Annotated in this window: 11 protein-coding genes; 3 read left to right on the top strand and 8 right to left on the bottom strand. The window is 64.5% G+C overall.

From position 1 onward, the window contains the following. The first annotated feature begins 18 nt into the window (after nt 1–18). Both P9239_RS13200 and P9239_RS13195 read left to right on the top strand, forming a co-directional pair. Nucleotides 19–2,742 (top strand): sensor histidine kinase KdpD, encoded by a 2,724-nt coding sequence (locus P9239_RS13200; protein ID WP_309751501.1) that lies wholly within the window; start codon nt 19–21, stop codon nt 2,740–2,742. Nucleotides 2,743–2,813: 71 nt separating this feature from the next. Further along, the gene (locus tag P9239_RS13195; RefSeq protein ID WP_309751498.1) at nt 2,814–4,052 is read left to right on the top strand and encodes a hypothetical protein; all 1,239 of its coding nucleotides are present in this window, start codon (nt 2,814–2,816) and stop codon (nt 4,050–4,052) included. Here the strand turns inward: P9239_RS13195 and P9239_RS13190 are convergent. Together P9239_RS13190 and P9239_RS13185 are read right to left on the bottom strand one after the other, a co-directional pair. Further along, entirely contained in the window at nt 4,005–5,354 is a 1,350-nt protein-coding gene (locus P9239_RS13190; protein WP_309751496.1) for an O-antigen ligase family protein, read from the bottom strand. The two genes, P9239_RS13195 and P9239_RS13190, sit on opposite strands and share 48 nt — an antisense overlap. Nucleotides 5,355–5,668: 314 nt before the next feature. Continuing rightward, nucleotides 5,669–6,115 (bottom strand): hypothetical protein, encoded by a 447-nt coding sequence (locus P9239_RS13185; protein WP_309751494.1) that lies wholly within the window; start codon nt 6,113–6,115, stop codon nt 5,669–5,671. Between the two features lie 210 nt (nt 6,116–6,325). Between P9239_RS13185 and P9239_RS13180 the strand changes: the two genes are divergently transcribed. After that, the gene (locus P9239_RS13180) at nt 6,326–7,600 is read left to right on the top strand and encodes an amidohydrolase family protein (protein WP_309751492.1); all 1,275 of its coding nucleotides are present in this window, start codon (nt 6,326–6,328) and stop codon (nt 7,598–7,600) included. Between the two features lie 44 nt (nt 7,601–7,644). Here P9239_RS13180 and P9239_RS13175 read toward each other — a convergent pair whose 3' ends face one another. The 6 genes from P9239_RS13175 to fixL all read right to left on the bottom strand — a co-directional run bounded on the left by P9239_RS13175 (nt 7,645) and on the right by fixL (nt 16,848). Further along, nucleotides 7,645–9,771 (bottom strand): M3 family metallopeptidase, encoded by a 2,127-nt coding sequence (locus tag P9239_RS13175; RefSeq protein WP_309751490.1) that lies wholly within the window; start codon nt 9,769–9,771, stop codon nt 7,645–7,647. A gap of 156 nt (nt 9,772–9,927) precedes the next feature. After that, nucleotides 9,928–10,782 (bottom strand): bifunctional methylenetetrahydrofolate dehydrogenase/methenyltetrahydrofolate cyclohydrolase FolD, encoded by an 855-nt coding sequence (gene folD, locus P9239_RS13170; RefSeq protein ID WP_309751488.1) that lies wholly within the window; start codon nt 10,780–10,782, stop codon nt 9,928–9,930. Between the two features lie 173 nt (nt 10,783–10,955). Continuing rightward, a complete protein-coding gene (locus P9239_RS13165) occupies nt 10,956–11,870 on the bottom strand; it encodes a DUF2950 domain-containing protein (RefSeq protein ID WP_309751486.1) in 915 nt (304 codons plus the stop codon). 55 nt (nt 11,871–11,925) lie between these two features. Then, entirely contained in the window at nt 11,926–13,209 is a 1,284-nt protein-coding gene (locus P9239_RS13160; protein ID WP_404980093.1) for a DUF3300 domain-containing protein, read from the bottom strand. Between the two features lie 466 nt (nt 13,210–13,675). Continuing rightward, complete coding sequence (gene fixJ, locus P9239_RS13155; RefSeq protein ID WP_159835767.1) at nt 13,676–14,314, bottom strand: oxygen response regulator transcription factor FixJ; 639 nt, start codon at nt 14,312–14,314, stop codon at nt 13,676–13,678. After that, entirely contained in the window at nt 14,311–16,848 is a 2,538-nt protein-coding gene (gene fixL, locus P9239_RS13150) for an oxygen sensor histidine kinase FixL (protein ID WP_309751482.1), read from the bottom strand. The genes fixJ and fixL overlap by 4 nt, the downstream gene beginning before the upstream one ends. Nucleotides 16,849–16,859: the final 11 nt, after the last annotated feature.

Below are 16,859 nucleotides of genomic sequence, written 5' to 3'. Positions count from 1 at the left end.
GACCCCGCACAGGAGCCCATGCGCCCGACCCCCGATGAACTCCTCGACAAGCTGCAACGCGAGGAAGCAAAGCGCCAGCGCGGCAGGCTGAAGGTGTTCTTCGGCGCGTCGGCGGGCGTCGGCAAGACGCTTGCCATGCTGCAAGCTGCGCGACGCCGCCGCGAAGAAGGGGTCGATGTGGTGATCGGCGTCGTCGAAACGCATGGCCGCAAGGAGACGCTCGCGCTATGCGCGGGCCTGGCGACGCTGCCGCCCGCGCAGATCGACTATCGCGGCCGCACGCTCGCGGAATTCGATCTCGACGGCGCGCTCGCGCGCAAGCCGCAACTCATCGTCGTGGATGAGCTCGCGCATTCGAATGTGCAGGGCTCGCGCCACCTCAAACGCTGGCAGGACGTGCACGAACTGCTCGACGCGGGCATCGACGTGTACACGACCGTCAACGTGCAGCATCTGGAAAGCCTCAACGATATCGTCGGGCGCATCACCGGCATTCGCGTGTGGGAGACGGTGCCCGACCGCGTGTTCGATCTCGCCGATGAAGTGACGCTCGTCGATCTGCCGCCCGAGGAACTGCTCGACCGTCTGCGCGAAGGCAAGGTCTATCTGCCGCAGCAGGCCGAGCACGCGGTGCGCAACTTCTTTCGCAAGGGCAATCTGATCGCGCTGCGCGAACTCGCGCTGCGCCGCACCGCCGACCGCGTGGATGCGCAGATGCGCGAGTACCGCGCCGATCAGTCGATCGAGCGCATCTGGCAAGCGCGCGAGCGGTTGATCGTGTGCGTCGGGCCGGGACCGGAAGGCGCGGTGCTGGTGCGCGCGGCGGCGCGGCTGGCGGCGGCGCTGAAGGCGGACTGGCTCGCGGTTTATGTCGAAACGCCGAAGCTCCAGCGCCTCTCCGACGATGACCGCCGCCGCACGCTCGATGCGCTTAAGCTCGCCTCGGAACTCGGCGCGGAAACCGTGACGCTGGACGGCGCCGATGCCGCCGCGACGCTCATCGACTACGCGCGGATGCGCAACGTGTCGAAGCTCGTCGCGGGCGCGCCGGGCGCGCGAAGCTGGCGGCGTATGGTCCGAAAGCCGGTCGCGGAACGCATCATCCGGCATGCGGCGGATATCGACGTCACGCTCGTTTCCGCCAACTCGCGCGACGAGTCGCGAGCGCGGCGGGCATCGATAGCCGGGGCGTGGCCCGACGGCGAGCATTCGCCGGCACGTGCTTACTGCTACGCGATCGGCATAGGCGCAGCGATCACGCTGGTCGCGGATCTGCTGGCGGCGCGGCATATCGCGCTCACCAATCTCGTGATGCTGTATCTGCTCGGCGTGATCTTTACCGCCGCGCGGCTCGGGCGCGGGCCGGGCGTGCTGCTGTCGTTCGTGTCGGTCGCGGCGTTCGACTTTTTCTTCGTGCCGCCCGCGCTGTCGTTTTCCGTCACCGACACGCAATACGTGCTCACGTTCGTCGTGATGCTGTTGACGTCGCTCACGATCAGCCATCTCACGTCCAGCCTGCGCCGCGAGGCGCGCATCGCGTCGCAGCGGGAGCGGCGCACCAGCGCCATGTACGCGATGACCAAGGAACTCGCCGCCGCGCTGATGACCGGGCAGATCATCGAGATCGGCACGCGGCACGTAGCGGAAGTCTTCCACGCAAAAGTCGCGATGCTGCTGCCCGATGCGAGCGAACGCGTGCGCCAGAAAGTGGACGAGCCGAACGCGGACGCGATGCTGGATACGGCGCGCATCGACCTGGATATCGCGCAGTGGGTCTACGAGCAGCAGAAACCCGCGGGCCGCGGCACCGACACGCTGCCCGCCGCCGACGCGCTCTACTTGCCGCTGCGCGCGCCGATGCGCACGCGCGGCGTGCTCGCGATCCTCGTCGAGCGCGAGGCGGAGCTGGCCGTGCCGGAGCAGCGGCGCATGATCGAAACCTTCGCGGCGCAGATCGCGCTGGCGCTCGAACGCGTGCATTACGTGGATATCGCGCAAGACGCGCTCGTCAACATGGAGTCCGAGCGGCTGCGCAATTCGCTGCTCTCCGCGATATCGCATGACTTGCGCACGCCGTTGACGTCGATTGTCGGCTTCGCGTCGGTGCTGGAAGAGAACGCGCGGGGCATCGGCGGTCTGCCGGGCGAATCGCAGGAACTGGTGCACGCGATCCACGAGGAAGCGCTGCGCATGAGCGGGCTCGTGACGAATCTGCTCGACATGGCGCGCTTGCAGGCGGGCGCGATCCGCCTGAACCGGCAATGGTCGATGCTCGAAGAAACCGTCGGCGCGGCGCTCGCGACGCTCCGGCGCACGCTCGCGGGCCGTCCGGTACACGTGCGCGTGCCGCATGACCTGCCGCTGCTGCGCCTCGACGCCGTGCTGATGGAGCGCCTCTTCGCGAACCTGCTGGAGAACGCGGCCAAGTACACGCCCGCGCTAACGCCGATCACCATCGCGGCAGAAAAAGAGACATCGGGCGATGTGCGCGTCGTCATCGACGATGAAGGGCCGGGCGTGCCCGCCGGCATGGAGACGCGCCTGTTCGAGAAGTTCACGCGCGGCGAGAAGGAATCGGCGCAGCCGGGCATCGGGCTCGGGCTGGCGATTTGCCGCGCGATCGTGGAGGCGCATGGCGGGCGCATCGGCGTGGAGAATCGCGTCGACGCGCAAGGGCGCGTATGCGGCGCGCGCTTCTGGTTCACGCTGCCGGCGGATGAAGCGCCGCCGGAAATCGAGTAGAGCGAGCGCATGTAGGGCATTCATGCGCGATCGCACGGTCGGGAACGCGCGGGGGCGGTAGATTTGCTCGCATGACTTCCTCCTTCAGCCGCCGACGCTTTCTTGTCGATGCCGCGCTCGGACTGGGCGCGTTGCACGTGTATGCGTATCCGCGCATGGCATTCCCGGCGACCCGTTCGAATGGCGACGCCCTGACTCCGTTTGCGTTCGGCGCAAAAGGCGATGGCCGCGCCGACGACACCGCCGCCCTCAACGCCGCCTATGAACACGCGCGCCAGCAGCGCATATTGGCGGTATCGCTCTGCGGCGCGACGTATCGCGTGACGCGCGGCGTCTATGCGCGCGGCATATCGACGAACGGCGAGGGCGCGACGCTCATCGCGACGCTGGACGGCGCGCGCGGCGGCGCGGCGTTCGAATGGGGCGGCAGCGGCACCTTCGTGCGCGACGTGACCTTCGACCTGTCGAACACGAGCAAGGCGGATATGCACGGCGTGCTCAACGCCGTCGACGACGCGCGCAATCAGCGTTTCGAGAACAACTGCATCGTCGGACGAACCATCGGCGCGACGCCGCGTCAGTCGAACATTTTCGGCGCGTGGTTCATGGGCACGGGCGTAACCGGCCTCTTCGTGCTGAACAACCAGTTCGAGTCCTGCTCGTACGGCGTGCAGATCAACAACCAGCGCGGCATGACGGGCGACGTGCGGCGCGCGCCGCTCGGACGCGCCTCGTCGCATATTCATATCGCGGGCAACGTGTGTATCGACGCGAGCATCGGCGTGAACACACCGCATATCGCGTGCTCGAACGTGGTCGTGCAGGGCAACACGATCACCGCACGCAGCCTTGCCATGGATTTGCCGCTCAACATCGCGCATGTGACGGATATCGCGGTCGCCGGCAACACCGTGGCGTCGAACGTGTCCAGCGCCAACGGTACGCTGCATGTCGAAGACGCGGCCGGCGCGATTACCATCGACGGGAATGTCGTGAGCGTGCTCGCGCGCAACAACGGCATTCAGGTCGGCACGCGGGCGAGCGTGAGCGGCGACGCGCCGCAAAAACGCAAAGTGGTCATCAGCGCGAATCACATCGAAGGAAGCGGCGCTTCGAAGGACAGCGCCGGTATCCTGATTCCCGATGTCGAGACGGTCGATGCCGTCATCGCGAACAACGCGATTCACCGCTTCGCCGAGGGCATCACGGTCGTGTCGCGCTGTCTCGTGCAGGGCAACGTCATCTCGGCGTGCGGCGTGCCGCTACGCGTTTCGCGCGACAGTCTGCAGGCGGGGAACCTCGTCGGCTGACGTTGACGCTGACATCGCGGCTGGAGCAAACGGCTGCGCGAGATCGGGAGCGCGTGCGGGCGGGAGCGCACGCGGCGCATGCCGCAGACGCGGCAAATAGGCCAGCAGAATGACGTAGATGGTCGGCGCACCGGCGATCGGCTGCGCGAAAAGCGCGGTGATCAGCAAGGGCGCACATGCGCCGATCTTCGGCCAGTTCGCTTTCGTTCCCGGCCGCCATGCAGACAGCATGACCACCTGACAAGCGAAGCCGAAGAGCCCGATCATGCCGATCTGCGCCAGGAGAGAGATGCCGTCGTTGTGCTCCTTGCCGCTGAAAAGCCCGACGCCGAGCGGGCGCATGGCGAAGTTCGCGAGACCACGGTCGATGGAGCGCGCGCGGTCGCTGATGGATTCGCCGTGCGTGCGCGCTTTGTCCTTGAGCCCGATGTACGGCGTATAAAGCGCAATGGGCCACGCCATCAGCACGATCGCGCAGGTGACGAGCAAACGCGGCATGAACAAGCGGCGCGAGCGGCCGGAGAGCAGGAACACGAGTCCGAGCGACATGGCGAGCAGCGCGACGCCGAGTGTCGAAAAGGCGCACAGAATGCCGCCCACCATGCACGCGAGCAGGAACTTCGAGCGCCGCGTGAGCGCCTCGTAGATCAGGCAGAAGCACGCCACCGCCTGATAGATGCCGGCCTCCCGAAAGAAGGCGCAGTAGCGGTCGAACTTCACGGTGCCCGACGCGAAGTCGCTGTACAGCATGGAGAACGGAAAGTAGATCGCGCCCGTCGCGGCGCGCGGGTCGTCGGTGTAATCGGCATAGCCTTTCACGGGCAGACTAAAAAGATAGAGGCCGTCCTTGTTTCCAAGCCACACAGTCAGCAGCTCGGTGACGACGCTCGACAGGCTCAGCAGCGCGACGGCCGTGCAAAGCTGCCGGAAGAAGACACGGTTCGCGTTGACGTCCAGCAGGAACGCGCTGTACGACAAGCCGATGACGCCAGTGGTCACGAGTTCATACAGCGTCCATTCGAGCTGCGAGCGTTCGTTCACGATGGAAATCGGCGCGACATAGAGCCAGTACACGGCCATCAGAACGAGCAGGCACGCGGTTTCCGCGCGCAGGCGCGGCGTCGTATAGCGAACCTCGCGATGCGTATGGAACAGATACAGGCAGGTGAGAAGCGGCGCGATCAGCACGCCGATGGCCGTATAGCGTTCGCCGAGCGCGGACGGCCGCATCACGAACAGGTTCAGCACGAGCCCGAGGCTGATCAGGCGCCGGACCGAAAATTGGTTTCGGAAGGAAAGCATCGTTGGGTCTCTGCATGGTTTGTCAGTCGTTTTTCTTCTATGCGACGCGGGAATGCAGCGGACGGCTCCAACCTACGGATCGTGCAGGCGAGCGCGCCGCGAGACGCAAACGATTGATGCGTCGGAGTCCTTCCGATGCCGGCTCATGCGCGTCATGAGCACGTGAGCGAGGCGCAACGATGCGACGCCAGTCACGTTCATCTTCGAAGGCAGATTGAATAGAGCGGTACGACAGGGACCTGGGTCGAACGCCGCAGTGCAGCGTTAGAGGCCCGACGGACGCGAAGACGGCTGGAGACCGTCCCGCGAGATGACTACAGATAAAGCCCCGATGCGCCGAGCAGATAGTGCACGGGAATGGTCCGGCCGTTCCAGTGGAACGCATAGCAGCGGGCGTCGCCCCGCAGTTGCGCGCGCAGTACGCTCAGCGCGCCCGCTTCCGACGTCGCGGCGATGACGATCTTGCCGCGCGTGGCGCTCGCCTGTGCAGCGCCGCGAGACGTTTGATCCACGACGATCTCGAAGACGGCGAGATCATAGTAGTTGCTCGCCCCGCGTTCACCCCAATGCGACGATGCGTGCCGGCGCAAACCGCCTTCCGCAGCAAGTGCGAGGGCCAGCACCTCGGCGCTCGGCAAGGCGACCTGCGGCTGGGTCTGGCGGTTCTGTCGAATCCTGCCGCGCACTAACCGTCCGGCCAATTCCCGAAGCCTCCGAGACAACATAAGGTTCTTTCGCCAGGCAAGATTTGCGGTCAGCAAGTGGGGTCTCCGTATCTTTTGCTTGAGTTGCAACCGATTGTAAGGATGCGTTTAATGCGACGCCGCCAAATGTGCCGACGCATCCGCCATTGTCGATAAGCAAACGTTTCTTCCCAATTGCTGATCAATTTGATAAGTATGGCGCCTACCGCGCGGCGCTTTTATGACTCGCTACAATCGTCGGAATGCCTTAAGTACGAGGGTTTGCACATGGATCTCATCATTCGTCGCGCCGCGCTCGTGCGTTCCACTGAGCTTGTCGATATCGGCATGGAAGCGGGCCGCATCGTCGCCATCGAGCCGCATCTGAACGCAAGCGCGCGCGAGGAAATCGATGCCAACGGTTCGCTCGTCACCGCGCCTTTCGTCGATGCGCACTTTCACATGGACGCGACGCTCTCGTACGGGCTGCCGCGCGTGAACGCGTCGGGGACGCTGCTCGAAGGGATTGCGTTGTGGGGCGAACTGAAGCCCGAACTGACGCAGGAAGCCATCGTCGAGCGCGCGCTGCAGTATTGCGACTGGGCCGTCGCGCGCGGGCTGCTGGCGATCCGCTCGCACGTCGATGTCTGCGATCCGCGGTTGCTCGCCGTCGAGGCGCTGGTCGAGGTCAAGCGCCGCGTGAAGCCTTATCTCGACCTGCAACTTGTCGCGTTCCCGCAGGACGGCGTATTGCGCAGCGCGGGCGCGTTCGAGAACCTGAAGCGTGCGATTGCGCTCGGCGTCGATGTCGTCGGCGGCATTCCGCACTTCGAGCGCACCATGGCCGACGGCGCGGCATCGATCACCCTGCTGTGCGAATACGCTGCAGAGCAGGGCTTGCGCGTGGACATGCACTGCGACGAATCCGACGATCCGCTGTCGCGGCACATCGAAACGCTTGCGGCGGAGACGCATCGGCTGGGACTGCATGGACGCGTGACCGGCTCGCATCTCACGTCCATGCATTCGATGGACAACTACTACGTGAGCAAGCTCATTCCGCTGATGCGCGAAGCGGGCGTTTCCGCGATTGCGAATCCGCTCATCAATATCACGCTGCAGGGACGATCGGACACGTACCCGAAGCGGCGCGGAATGACGCGCGTGCCCGAACTGATGGCGGCGGGCATCGACGTCGCGTTCGGCCACGACTGCGTGATGGACCCGTGGTATAGCCTCGGTTCCGGCGACATGCTGGAAGTCGCGCATATGGGCCTGCACGTCGCGCAAATGACCGGCGTGGACGCGATGCGCGCGTGCTTCGATGCGGTCACGGCAACGCCCGCGCGCATTCTCGGGCTCGAAGGCTACGGCGTGGAAGTGGGCTGCCATGCGGATTGCGTCGTGCTCGATGCTCGCGATCCGATCGAAGCGATCCGTCTGCGCGCGGCGCGCACGGCGGTGATCAGAAGAGGGAAGGTGGTGAGCCGCAGCCCGGCCGTGCGCGCGACGCTGGCGCTCGAAGGACGGCCTGCGGAGGTGGACTTCAGAATCAAGCGCTGACAATAAAAACCCCGGCTCGGCGGCCGGGGTGTCGGATCAGTGGATTAGTGCACCGTCTGTGTGTGCTCGCTCATGCCGTTGTGGCGCAATAGCGCGTCGATGCTCGGCTCGCGTCCACGAAACGCTTTGAACGAGTCCATCGCCGGGCGGCTCCCGCCCACCTCCAGAATCTCGCGGCGATAGCGGATGCCCGTTTGCGCATCCAGCACCGAGCCGTTGGCGGCCTTCGCGGCTTCTTCGAACGCGGCGTAGGCATCGGCGGACAGCACTTCGGCCCACTTGTAGCTGTAGTAGCCCGCCGCATAACCGCCCGCGAATATGTGGCTGAACGTATTCGGCCAGCGCGAGAACGGCGTTTGCGGAATGACGTGAAACTTCTCGTTGATCTCGCGGGCGAGATCGTTCACGTTCTGCGTGCCGTTGGCCGGATCGTAGGACGTGTGCAGCACCATATCGAACATCGAGAAAACGATCTGGCGCAGCGTCCCCAAACCACTCTGGAAGTTCTTCGCGGCGAGCATCTTGTCGAACAGTTCGCGCGGCAGCGGCTGGCCCGTTTCGACGTGCGCAGACATGTCGGTTAGCACGTCCCACTCCCAGCAGAAGTTCTCCATGAATTGCGATGGCAGTTCCACCGCATCCCATTCGACGCCGTTGATGCCCGACACGCCGAGTTCCTCGACGCGCGTGAGCATGTGATGCAGGCCGTGCCCGAACTCGTGGAACAGCGTGATGACTTCGTCGTGCGTGAAGCACGCCGGCTTGCCGCCGACCGGCGCGGAGAAATTGCACGTGAGATACGCGACCGGCGTCTGCACGTCGCCTTGCGTGCGCTTGTGGCGGGCGCGGGCGTCGTCCATCCAGGCGCCGCCGCGCTTGCCTTCGCGCGCGTACAGGTCCAGATAGAACTGCGCGACGAGCGAACCGTCCTTGTTCTCGACGCGGAAGAAGCGCACGTCCGGATTCCACACGGCGGCTTCGTCGCGGCGAATGGAGACGTTGAACAACGTTTCGGTCACCTTGAAAAGGCCCTTCAACACCGCTTCCTGCGGGAAGTATTGCTTCACTTCGTTTTCGGAGAACGAATAGCGTTTCTGGCGCAGCTTTTCGGCCGCGTAGGCGATGTCCCACGGCTGAAGTTCGGGCATGCCGAGTTCGGTGGCAGCAAACGCGCGCAGTTCCATCCAGTCGTTTTCAGCATAGGGGCGCGCGCGCTTCGCGAGGTCTTCGAGAAACGCGATGACCTGAGCGGGCGACTCCGCCATCTTCGGCGCAAGCGAGACTTCCGCGAAGTTCTGATAGCCGAGCGTGCGCGCTTCTTCCTGACGCAGCTTCAGTTGCTCGACGATATTCTGGGTGTTGTCCCATTCGGCCTTGCCGTGCCCGTAGGTCTCGCCGAGTTCCGACGCACGCGTGACGTACGCGCGATACATGGCCTCGCGCATCGGGCGATGCTGTGCGTATTGCAGCACAGGGAAATACGAAGGGAAGTGCAGCGTAAACTTCCAGCCGTCCTTGCCTTCTTTTTGCGCGGCTTCGCGGGCGGCTTCGATCACGTCGTCGGGAAGTCCGGCGAGGTCGCTTTGCTGCGTGACGATGTACGAGTACGCGTTGGTCGCATCCAGCACGTGATCCGAAAAGGCCTTTGCAAGCGCGGCTTGTTCTTCCTGCAACTGCGCGAAGCGCGGCTTGCGGTCTTCGGGCAACTCAGCGCCGGACAAACGGAAGTCGCGCAGCGCGTTTTCCAGAATCTTCTTGCGCTCGGCGGAAAGCCCGGCGAACTCGTCGCCTGCGGCGATCGCTTTGTACTTCTCGTACAGCGCGAGATTCTGGCCGACGCTTGCCGAAAACTCGGTGACGCGCGGCAGGTTTTCGGCATGGGCGGCGCGCAATTCCGGCGTGTCTGCCACGGCGTTCAGATGCCCGACGATGCCCCACGCACGCGAGAGCTTCTCCGATTCACGCTCCACCGTTTCCACGATGTCTTGCCACGTGGCAGGCGTCTCGGGCGCACTCGCGCGATCGACGGCGCTTTTGGCCGCCGCCAGCAGCACGTCGAGCGCCGGCGTGACGTGCTCGGGCTTGATTTCGCCGAAGCGCGGCAGGTCGGAAAAATCGAGCAGCGGGTTGGATGCTGCCGTGGTCGGCGTGGCTGCGGTGGTATCGCTCATGACTCTCCCGGTTCTCTGATCAATGAAGCGCGGAACGGGCCGGTCATGCCGGGCCGCGCCGCTCGTGTGCGAATGCTATTGGAGCATTATTGGGGCGGCAGGGCCAAAATCCAATGGATTGTTTCTAAGGGGACGATCAGGCGCGTCCCCGGCGGCTTACGCCTGTGCCGCGCGCTCGGCGGCTTCGATGGTATTGACGAGCAGCATGGTGATTGTCATCGGGCCGACGCCGCCCGGCACCGGCGTGATGTAGCCCGCGACTTCCTTCACGCCCGCGAAGTCGACGTCGCCGCACAGCTTGCCCGCTTCATCGCGATTCATGCCGACGTCGATCACCGTCGCGCCCGGCTTCACCATGTCCGCCGTCAGAATGTTACGGCGGCCGGTCGCCGCGACGACGACATCCGCGTCGCGTGTATAGCGCGCGATATCGCGCGTCTTGCTGTGACAGATCGTGACGGTCGCGCCGGCTTCGAGCAGCAGGAGCGCCATCGGTTTGCCGACGATGTTCGAGCGGCCGATCACCACCGCGTTCGCGCCCGTAAGGTCGATGTCGTGCGCCTCGAACATCTTCATCACGCCATACGGCGTGCATGGGCGAAAGAGCGGCTTGCCCGTCATCAACGCGCCCGCGTTCGCGACATGAAAGCCGTCCACGTCTTTCTCCGGCGCGATGGCTTCGATCACCTTGTGGCTGTCGATATGCGCGGGCAGCGGCAGTTGCACCAGAATGCCGTGGATAGCCGGATCGGCGTTGAGCTTCTCGATGTGCGCGAGCAGTTCGCTTTCGGCGAACGTCGCGGGAAAACGGTCGAATACCGAATGCAGCCCGTTGTCCTGGCACGCCTTCACCTTGTTGCGCACATAGACTTCGCTCGCCGGATTGTCGCCGACGAGCACCACGGCCAGGCCCGGCTTGTGTCCGCGAGCGGTGAGCGCGGCCGCGCGGGCGGCGACATCGGCGCGAAGGGTCTTGGAAAGGGCGTTACCGTCGATGAGTTGGGCAGTCATGGCGAATCGGAATCGAGAATGGGCGGTGTGGCGAGGACGGCGCGCAGGCGAGACGTGTTGCTGCCGGGCGTGCCAGGGCGCGCGAAGCGCCCTCGAAGAAGGGCGAAATTATACCGCCGGGCGCTTTCGGGCGTCCGGCGGCGCGCTGCGCCACGGTGCTCCTCGTGCTTGATCTACGGCGAGACCGACTGCCAGGACGAATCGGGATCGAACGTCTTGATCGACGCTGCCACGCGCGCCGACGCCGGCCCCAGGTTCTTCTGATAAAGCTGCCCGTCCTGATCGATCATGAAGGACATGACGCCGGTTTCGCCGTATTTTGCCGGCCACGCGATCAAGCCGAAGCCGTCCTTCAGCGCGCCGCCTGCCATGTAATTCTTCGCGCCGCCTTTAGCGTGCGGACCTTGCGCGGTGAGGATGCGGTAGTGATAGCCGTAGTAGCCGCCCGACGCTGTCGCCTTGTTGGGCATGGCCGCCGCGAGCGGGCCGAGTGGACTCTCCGGCTCTCCGGGCGCACTGTCCCAGTAGAGGCCGTCGTGCTTGCCGGGCGTGCTCACGAAGCGGTCCGCGTAGCGGTTCGTGAGCTTGCGATAATCGTTTTGCGCATCCGCGTAGGCGAGCGCGACGCGCATCACCGAACGCTCGTTGCGGCCGATGTGCCGTGTCAGCACTTCGTCGCGTGCGGCTGGCATGTCGAAGCGCCAGCCTTTGCCCGTCTCGACGAGCGGAATCGGCAGGGTCCAGCCGCTGTCGCCGGTTTCGATGTGCGCGCGCTTCGGGCCGCCGGCGGCGCCGGTCTCCTCGACGATCCGGTGTCCCTTCGCCCACGAGCCGAGGTATTCGTAGACGTCTTCTGCGCCGATGTTGTCGGTCGGAACATAGCGTGCGTGGTCCTTGCCGAGCACCTTAGAGAGCGCGGCTTCGTCGTTCGAGGCGATGGCGTCGGTGAGGGCTTGCGCTGCGGCTTCCGGCGTCGAGTAAAGAGCCTGCGCGTGCGCGAGCGGAGCGGCGAGACAGAGCGACGCGCTGGCGATGACCGCGCGAAGGAACGAGCGGGGGGACGAGGCGAGTGTTTTCTTGCAGGTCATATCGGACTCCTGAATCGTGGGCATGGAATGGACATGGGCTTGCGCATTGAGCGGCTCAGCGGCGATGAAAGCCGCCTCCGCCGCTATGGAACCCGCCGCCCGCGCCGCCTTGGAACCCGCCGCTGCGCTGAATGCCGCCACCTCCGCTGCCGAGGCCGCCGCCTTGCCGTTGCACGCCGCCGCCCGCATTCGGATGCGCGCTCGCGAATGACTCGCGGCTCGCCTGCCCGCGCTGGATGTCCTGCCGCGCGGCATTGCCGTCGCCTGCGCCGCGCAGCGCGTTGTCACGGTTCACGCTCTGCGCGCGCTGATGTAAGTCGTTGTTGCCGACGCCGCGCGCTTCGCCGCCTTGCCGGATGTTCTGCACGCGCTGACTCGCCGACTGATTGAGGTTCTGCCCCGTGCGCTGCTGCAGCGTTTGCGCTGCCTGCGCCCGCGCCTGATCGCGTCCGCGGAACTGGTCGCGGTTCGCCGCGCCGAGATTCTGGTTTCCAAAGTTCTGCCGGTTCGCCACGTTGTTCCGGTTGAACTGCGGGTCGTTGCGATTCCAGCGTACGCTGTTGCTGTTCGCGTTGATGCGGTTGTTGACGTTGATGTTGTTGTAGCGGTTCACGTTGACGTTGACGTCGTGGCGGCCCCAGTCGCAATTGCCCCACAGCGCGTTGGCGACCGCGACGCCCGTGCCGAACGCGAGCCCGGCCGCGAAACCCGACGCGATTGCATAACCGGGCTGCGGCGGCACGTACACCGGCGGATACGCCGGATACGGCCACGCGCCGTAGACCACGGTCGGGTTATAGGTCGGCACATACACCACTTGCGGATTGGCAGGCACGATCTGAATAGTGCTTTGCTCGACGACTACCTTCTGCTGTTCGGTCGTCTGCAGATTGCCCGCGCTTTGTGCCGCGCGCCGCAGCCGCTGCACGGAATCCATCACGTCGCCGGATTGCGCGATGAATGCGTTGCCGAGTTGCGTGACCCAGTCCGGCTTGGAGGCCATCGTCGCCAATGCCTGCGGGAACGCCACCAGCGATTGCACGCTCGGATCCCACGGTTCTGACTGAACGGCCTTCACCGCGTCGTCGCCCTTGATGTTCGGATTCGCCTTCGACCACTGCGCGGCCGCCTGAATGTCCTGCGGATACGTCGAAGCCATCAGCACCTGCGCGAGCAGTGCATCGGGATAGAGCGCGACCGGCGCGACGAGTGCATCGATCTGCTGGTTCGAGAGCTTCTGGCCGGCGGCTGCGGCAGGCTGCGCCTGAGCGATTGCGGGCGGCGCGTGAAGCACGGCGAGCGGCGCAGCGAGCATGGTGGCAAGGAGCAGAACGCGCATTGCATGCAGGCGCTCGACGAGCGACAGGCATAGCGTTTGAGTCAACGCGGAGCCTGCAACTGGAGGCGCGAGGCGTGTGTCCGGCGTTTTCGTCACCCATCGCCAAGTGGACGGATGCAAAGCGGAGAAGTCAGGCGGGGGCGTGGAACTGCAAGAAGAAGTGCAAAAGGAACTGCGGAAGAAAGCGGCGTTGCCGGCCGAAGCGGCAAAGGATGAAGACGTTCGCGCGCGTCTGAGGTGGTTGTGGAAACGTTTGCCTGGGCGTGCACCGGTTGCCTTGTCGCGCATGATCGACTCCGTTGTTAGGGCACGATCAAGTTACGGGCGGGCGCTCTTTGGTGTCAACGCGAAACACGAAATTTCACGTTTCGCACTTGTCGATTCGACCGGCCGGTGCGCGTTCGGGCAGTCCATGCGAACGTGGCCGGCACGAGAGCCGGCCACGCAACGAAGCAGCGAAGACGTGTTACTGCTGCGGCTTGTTGGACAGCGCGAGGCGCAGCAGGTCGGCGACGGTATTGACCGAAAGCTTTTCCATGATGTTCGCGCGATGCGCTTCGACCGTCTTGATGCTGATGCCGAGGTCATCCGCGATCTGCTTGTTGAGCCGCCCCGCGATGATGCGCTCGAGCACTTGATGCTCGCGCGCCGTCAACTTGCCGAGCCGCTCGGCCGCCGCGCGCTGCTGCTGGACGCTCGTGCTCTCGCTGCGCGCCTTTTCCAGCATGCGCTCGACCAGCTTGCGCAATTCGGCTTCGTCGAACGGCTTCTCGATGAAGTCCATCGCGCCTTTCTTCATGGTCGAGACTGCCATCGGCACGTCGCCGTGACCCGTGACGAAGATGATCGGCAGCACCGAGTTGTCCGCGATCAGCTTTTCCTGCAATTCGAGGCCGGTCATGCCGGCCATGCGCACGTCGAGAATCAGGCACGCGATGGCGCCGGAATGCGCGATGGGCAGATAAACGTCGAGGAACGACTCCGCGCTGGAGAAGCACTGCACGCGATAGCCGTTCGCTTCGAGCAGCCAGCGCAAAGAATCACGCACGGCCTCGTCATCGTCGACGACAAAGACGGTTTCCTGAGTGGTGACTGGACTGCTCATAGTTCTCCCGTAACGGTATGTTGTCTCGTATTGGTATGTTCGTCGCGCGCGTCGGCGCCCGGTCCCGTCGATCCGTCCGCTTCGCCGATAGGCAGGCTGCAGTGGAAGGTCGCACCGGTCACGTGGCCGTCCGCCTCGACGTTGTTCACCACCCACAGCCGACCGCGATGCGATTCGATGATCGAGCGGCAAATGTTCAGGCCCATGCCCATGCCGTCGGATTTCGTGCTGTAGAAGGGCTCGAAAAGACGCTCGGCCGTGGCTTCGTCGACGCCCGGACCCTGATCCACGACGCTGATGCACACGAACCCGCCATCGTTTCGCTGCACGACCACGCGAATCACCGGATCGACGGCGTTCGGCTTTGCATCATGCATTGCTTCGGCGGCGTTTTTCAACAGGTTGACCAACACTTGTTCGATCAAAACCGGATCGACGTAGATCACCGGCATGCGCGAACGGATTTCGGTGACGATGCGGATCTTGCGCTTGCGCGCTTCGATCTCGGCGAGACCGACCGCGTCGGCGACGATATCCGCCACGCGCGTGGCCTGACGCTTGGGTTCGCTGCGTTTCACGAACTCGCGAATGCGCTTGATGATCATGCCCGCGCGCACGGCCTGCTGAGCGGTCTTTTCGAGCACCGGAAGCAGCGTTTCCTGCGTCATGCGTCCCGACTTCACGAGCGCGACGCAGCCGGAGCAATAGTTATTGATGGCCGCGAGCGGCTGATTCAGTTCGTGCGCGAGCGACGAGGCCATCTCGCCCATGGTCATCAGGCGGCTCGTGAACTGAAGCTTCTCTTCCTGCTGATGCGCGAGTTCCTGCGCCTGCTTGCGCTGCGTGATGTCGGTCGCGATCTGCATTTGCGCGAGGTGGCCGTCCACCCACTGAATGTACTGGCGGCGCACTTCGAACCACTTCTGGATGCCTTCGACGTAGACCTCCTGCGCGTCCGCCGAGCTTTCGGTGAGCGCGGCGGTCGGCAGGCCCGCGTAGGTGTCGATCATGTCGAGCGTGTCGGACGAACTCTGCGCGTTGCCGTCGAAGGCCGCGCCCGCGAGTTGCAGATGCCCGTCCGGGCGGATGCCGAAGAGATGCCGGTAATAGCGGTTCGCGAAGAGCAGTTCCGCTTCGTCGGCGGCGAGCACGGACACGGCCGCGTCGAGGCTTTCGAGGACGGTCGTGAAGCGTTCGTGCGCGGCGGCGAGTTCCTCGCGGGCGCGCTTCGGCTCCGTGATGTCAGTCATCGACGACATCCAGCCCGTCTGGCGGCCCGAACTGTCGATGAGCGGCGAAACATATAGCCGCGCGTGGAAGAACGAGCCGTCCTTGCGGCGCACGCGCAATTCGAAGCCGGACGAGGGCGCCTTGCCGCGCAAAGTCATGTCGAGCTGGCGCTGCATTTCCGGATACGCGTCGCGCGGCCAGTACGGAAACGGCGCGTTCTTGCCGACGAGATCGCTCTCGTCCCAGCCCGTCATGCGGCAAAACGCCGGATTCACGTGCGTGATGCGGCCGTGCATGTCGAGCACGCGCATGCCGATGAGCACCGAGTTTTCCATCGCGCGGCGGAAGAACGCTTCGGCGTAGAGCGCCTGCTGCGCCTCGAAGCGCTGGCGCGTGTGCTTCCACAGACTCCAGAGGCTCCACAGCACGAAGCAGGACAAGCCCGCGACGAGCCACACCAGCGTGTTATTGGTGAAATTCGTGAGCTGCGGATAGGAATAGACGCGCACCGACAGCCCCTGCCCGGGCGGATCGAGCGGAAGGTCGTAGAACATGTCGCGCGGAAGGCGCGGGCGACTCGACGTGGTGGCGAGTTCGCGATTGTTCAGATCGGTAATCGAGATCTTGTACTTCGCCGACAGTTCGCTCGGAATGTCGCGCTTCAGAATGCCTTCGATCGAAAACACCGCCGCGATCGAGCCGAGGAATTCGCGGTCGCGGAAGACCGGCGTTTGCAGCGTGATGTAACCGTTGCCGAGATCGTCGTAGAGAAGAGGGGAGTAGACCTGGCGGCGCGTGGTGCGCGCTTCGTCGAACGCGGCCTGTACGGCTTCGTCCATTTGCGTGTCGTTCGGCTTCGCGAGACGGGAGCCGAGCACCGGCAGCGGCGAATTGGGCCAGCGCGGCTTGTGCTCGCTCGTGTACCAGTTCATGTAGAGGATCTCGGGATGCCCCTGCATGATGTCGGTGGACGCGGTCTGGAAGTTCTGCGAGTCGCCGTGGCCGCCCGCGATGTCGCGCGCAAGGGCCTGGATTTGTTCTTGCGCACCCGTCATGGAGAGACGGATTTGCTGCTGCGCCCACGCCACGTTGCGATACAGCGTGTCTTCCTGCTGCTGCTGCTCGCGCCGGTTGAGGCTCCAGAGAATCAGACTCATGACCACCAGAAACACGATGATCGAGATGAGCGGCGTCAGTAAATAGGAGTTCGACCACCACGGGCCGTGGTGCCAGCGGGAGGGCGAAGAGTCGGTCGGTTTCTTACCGACTCGCGCCGAGCGTTTGATCAGCCGGTCAGTCAACATGGAAGCGATTG

The sequence above is a fragment of the Caballeronia sp. LZ062 genome, from assembly GCF_031450785.1.
Classification (GTDB): domain Bacteria; phylum Pseudomonadota; class Gammaproteobacteria; order Burkholderiales; family Burkholderiaceae; genus Caballeronia.
The sequence above is the reverse complement of the archived record's forward strand: the minus strand, read 5'-3'. Positions and strand labels throughout refer to the sequence as shown.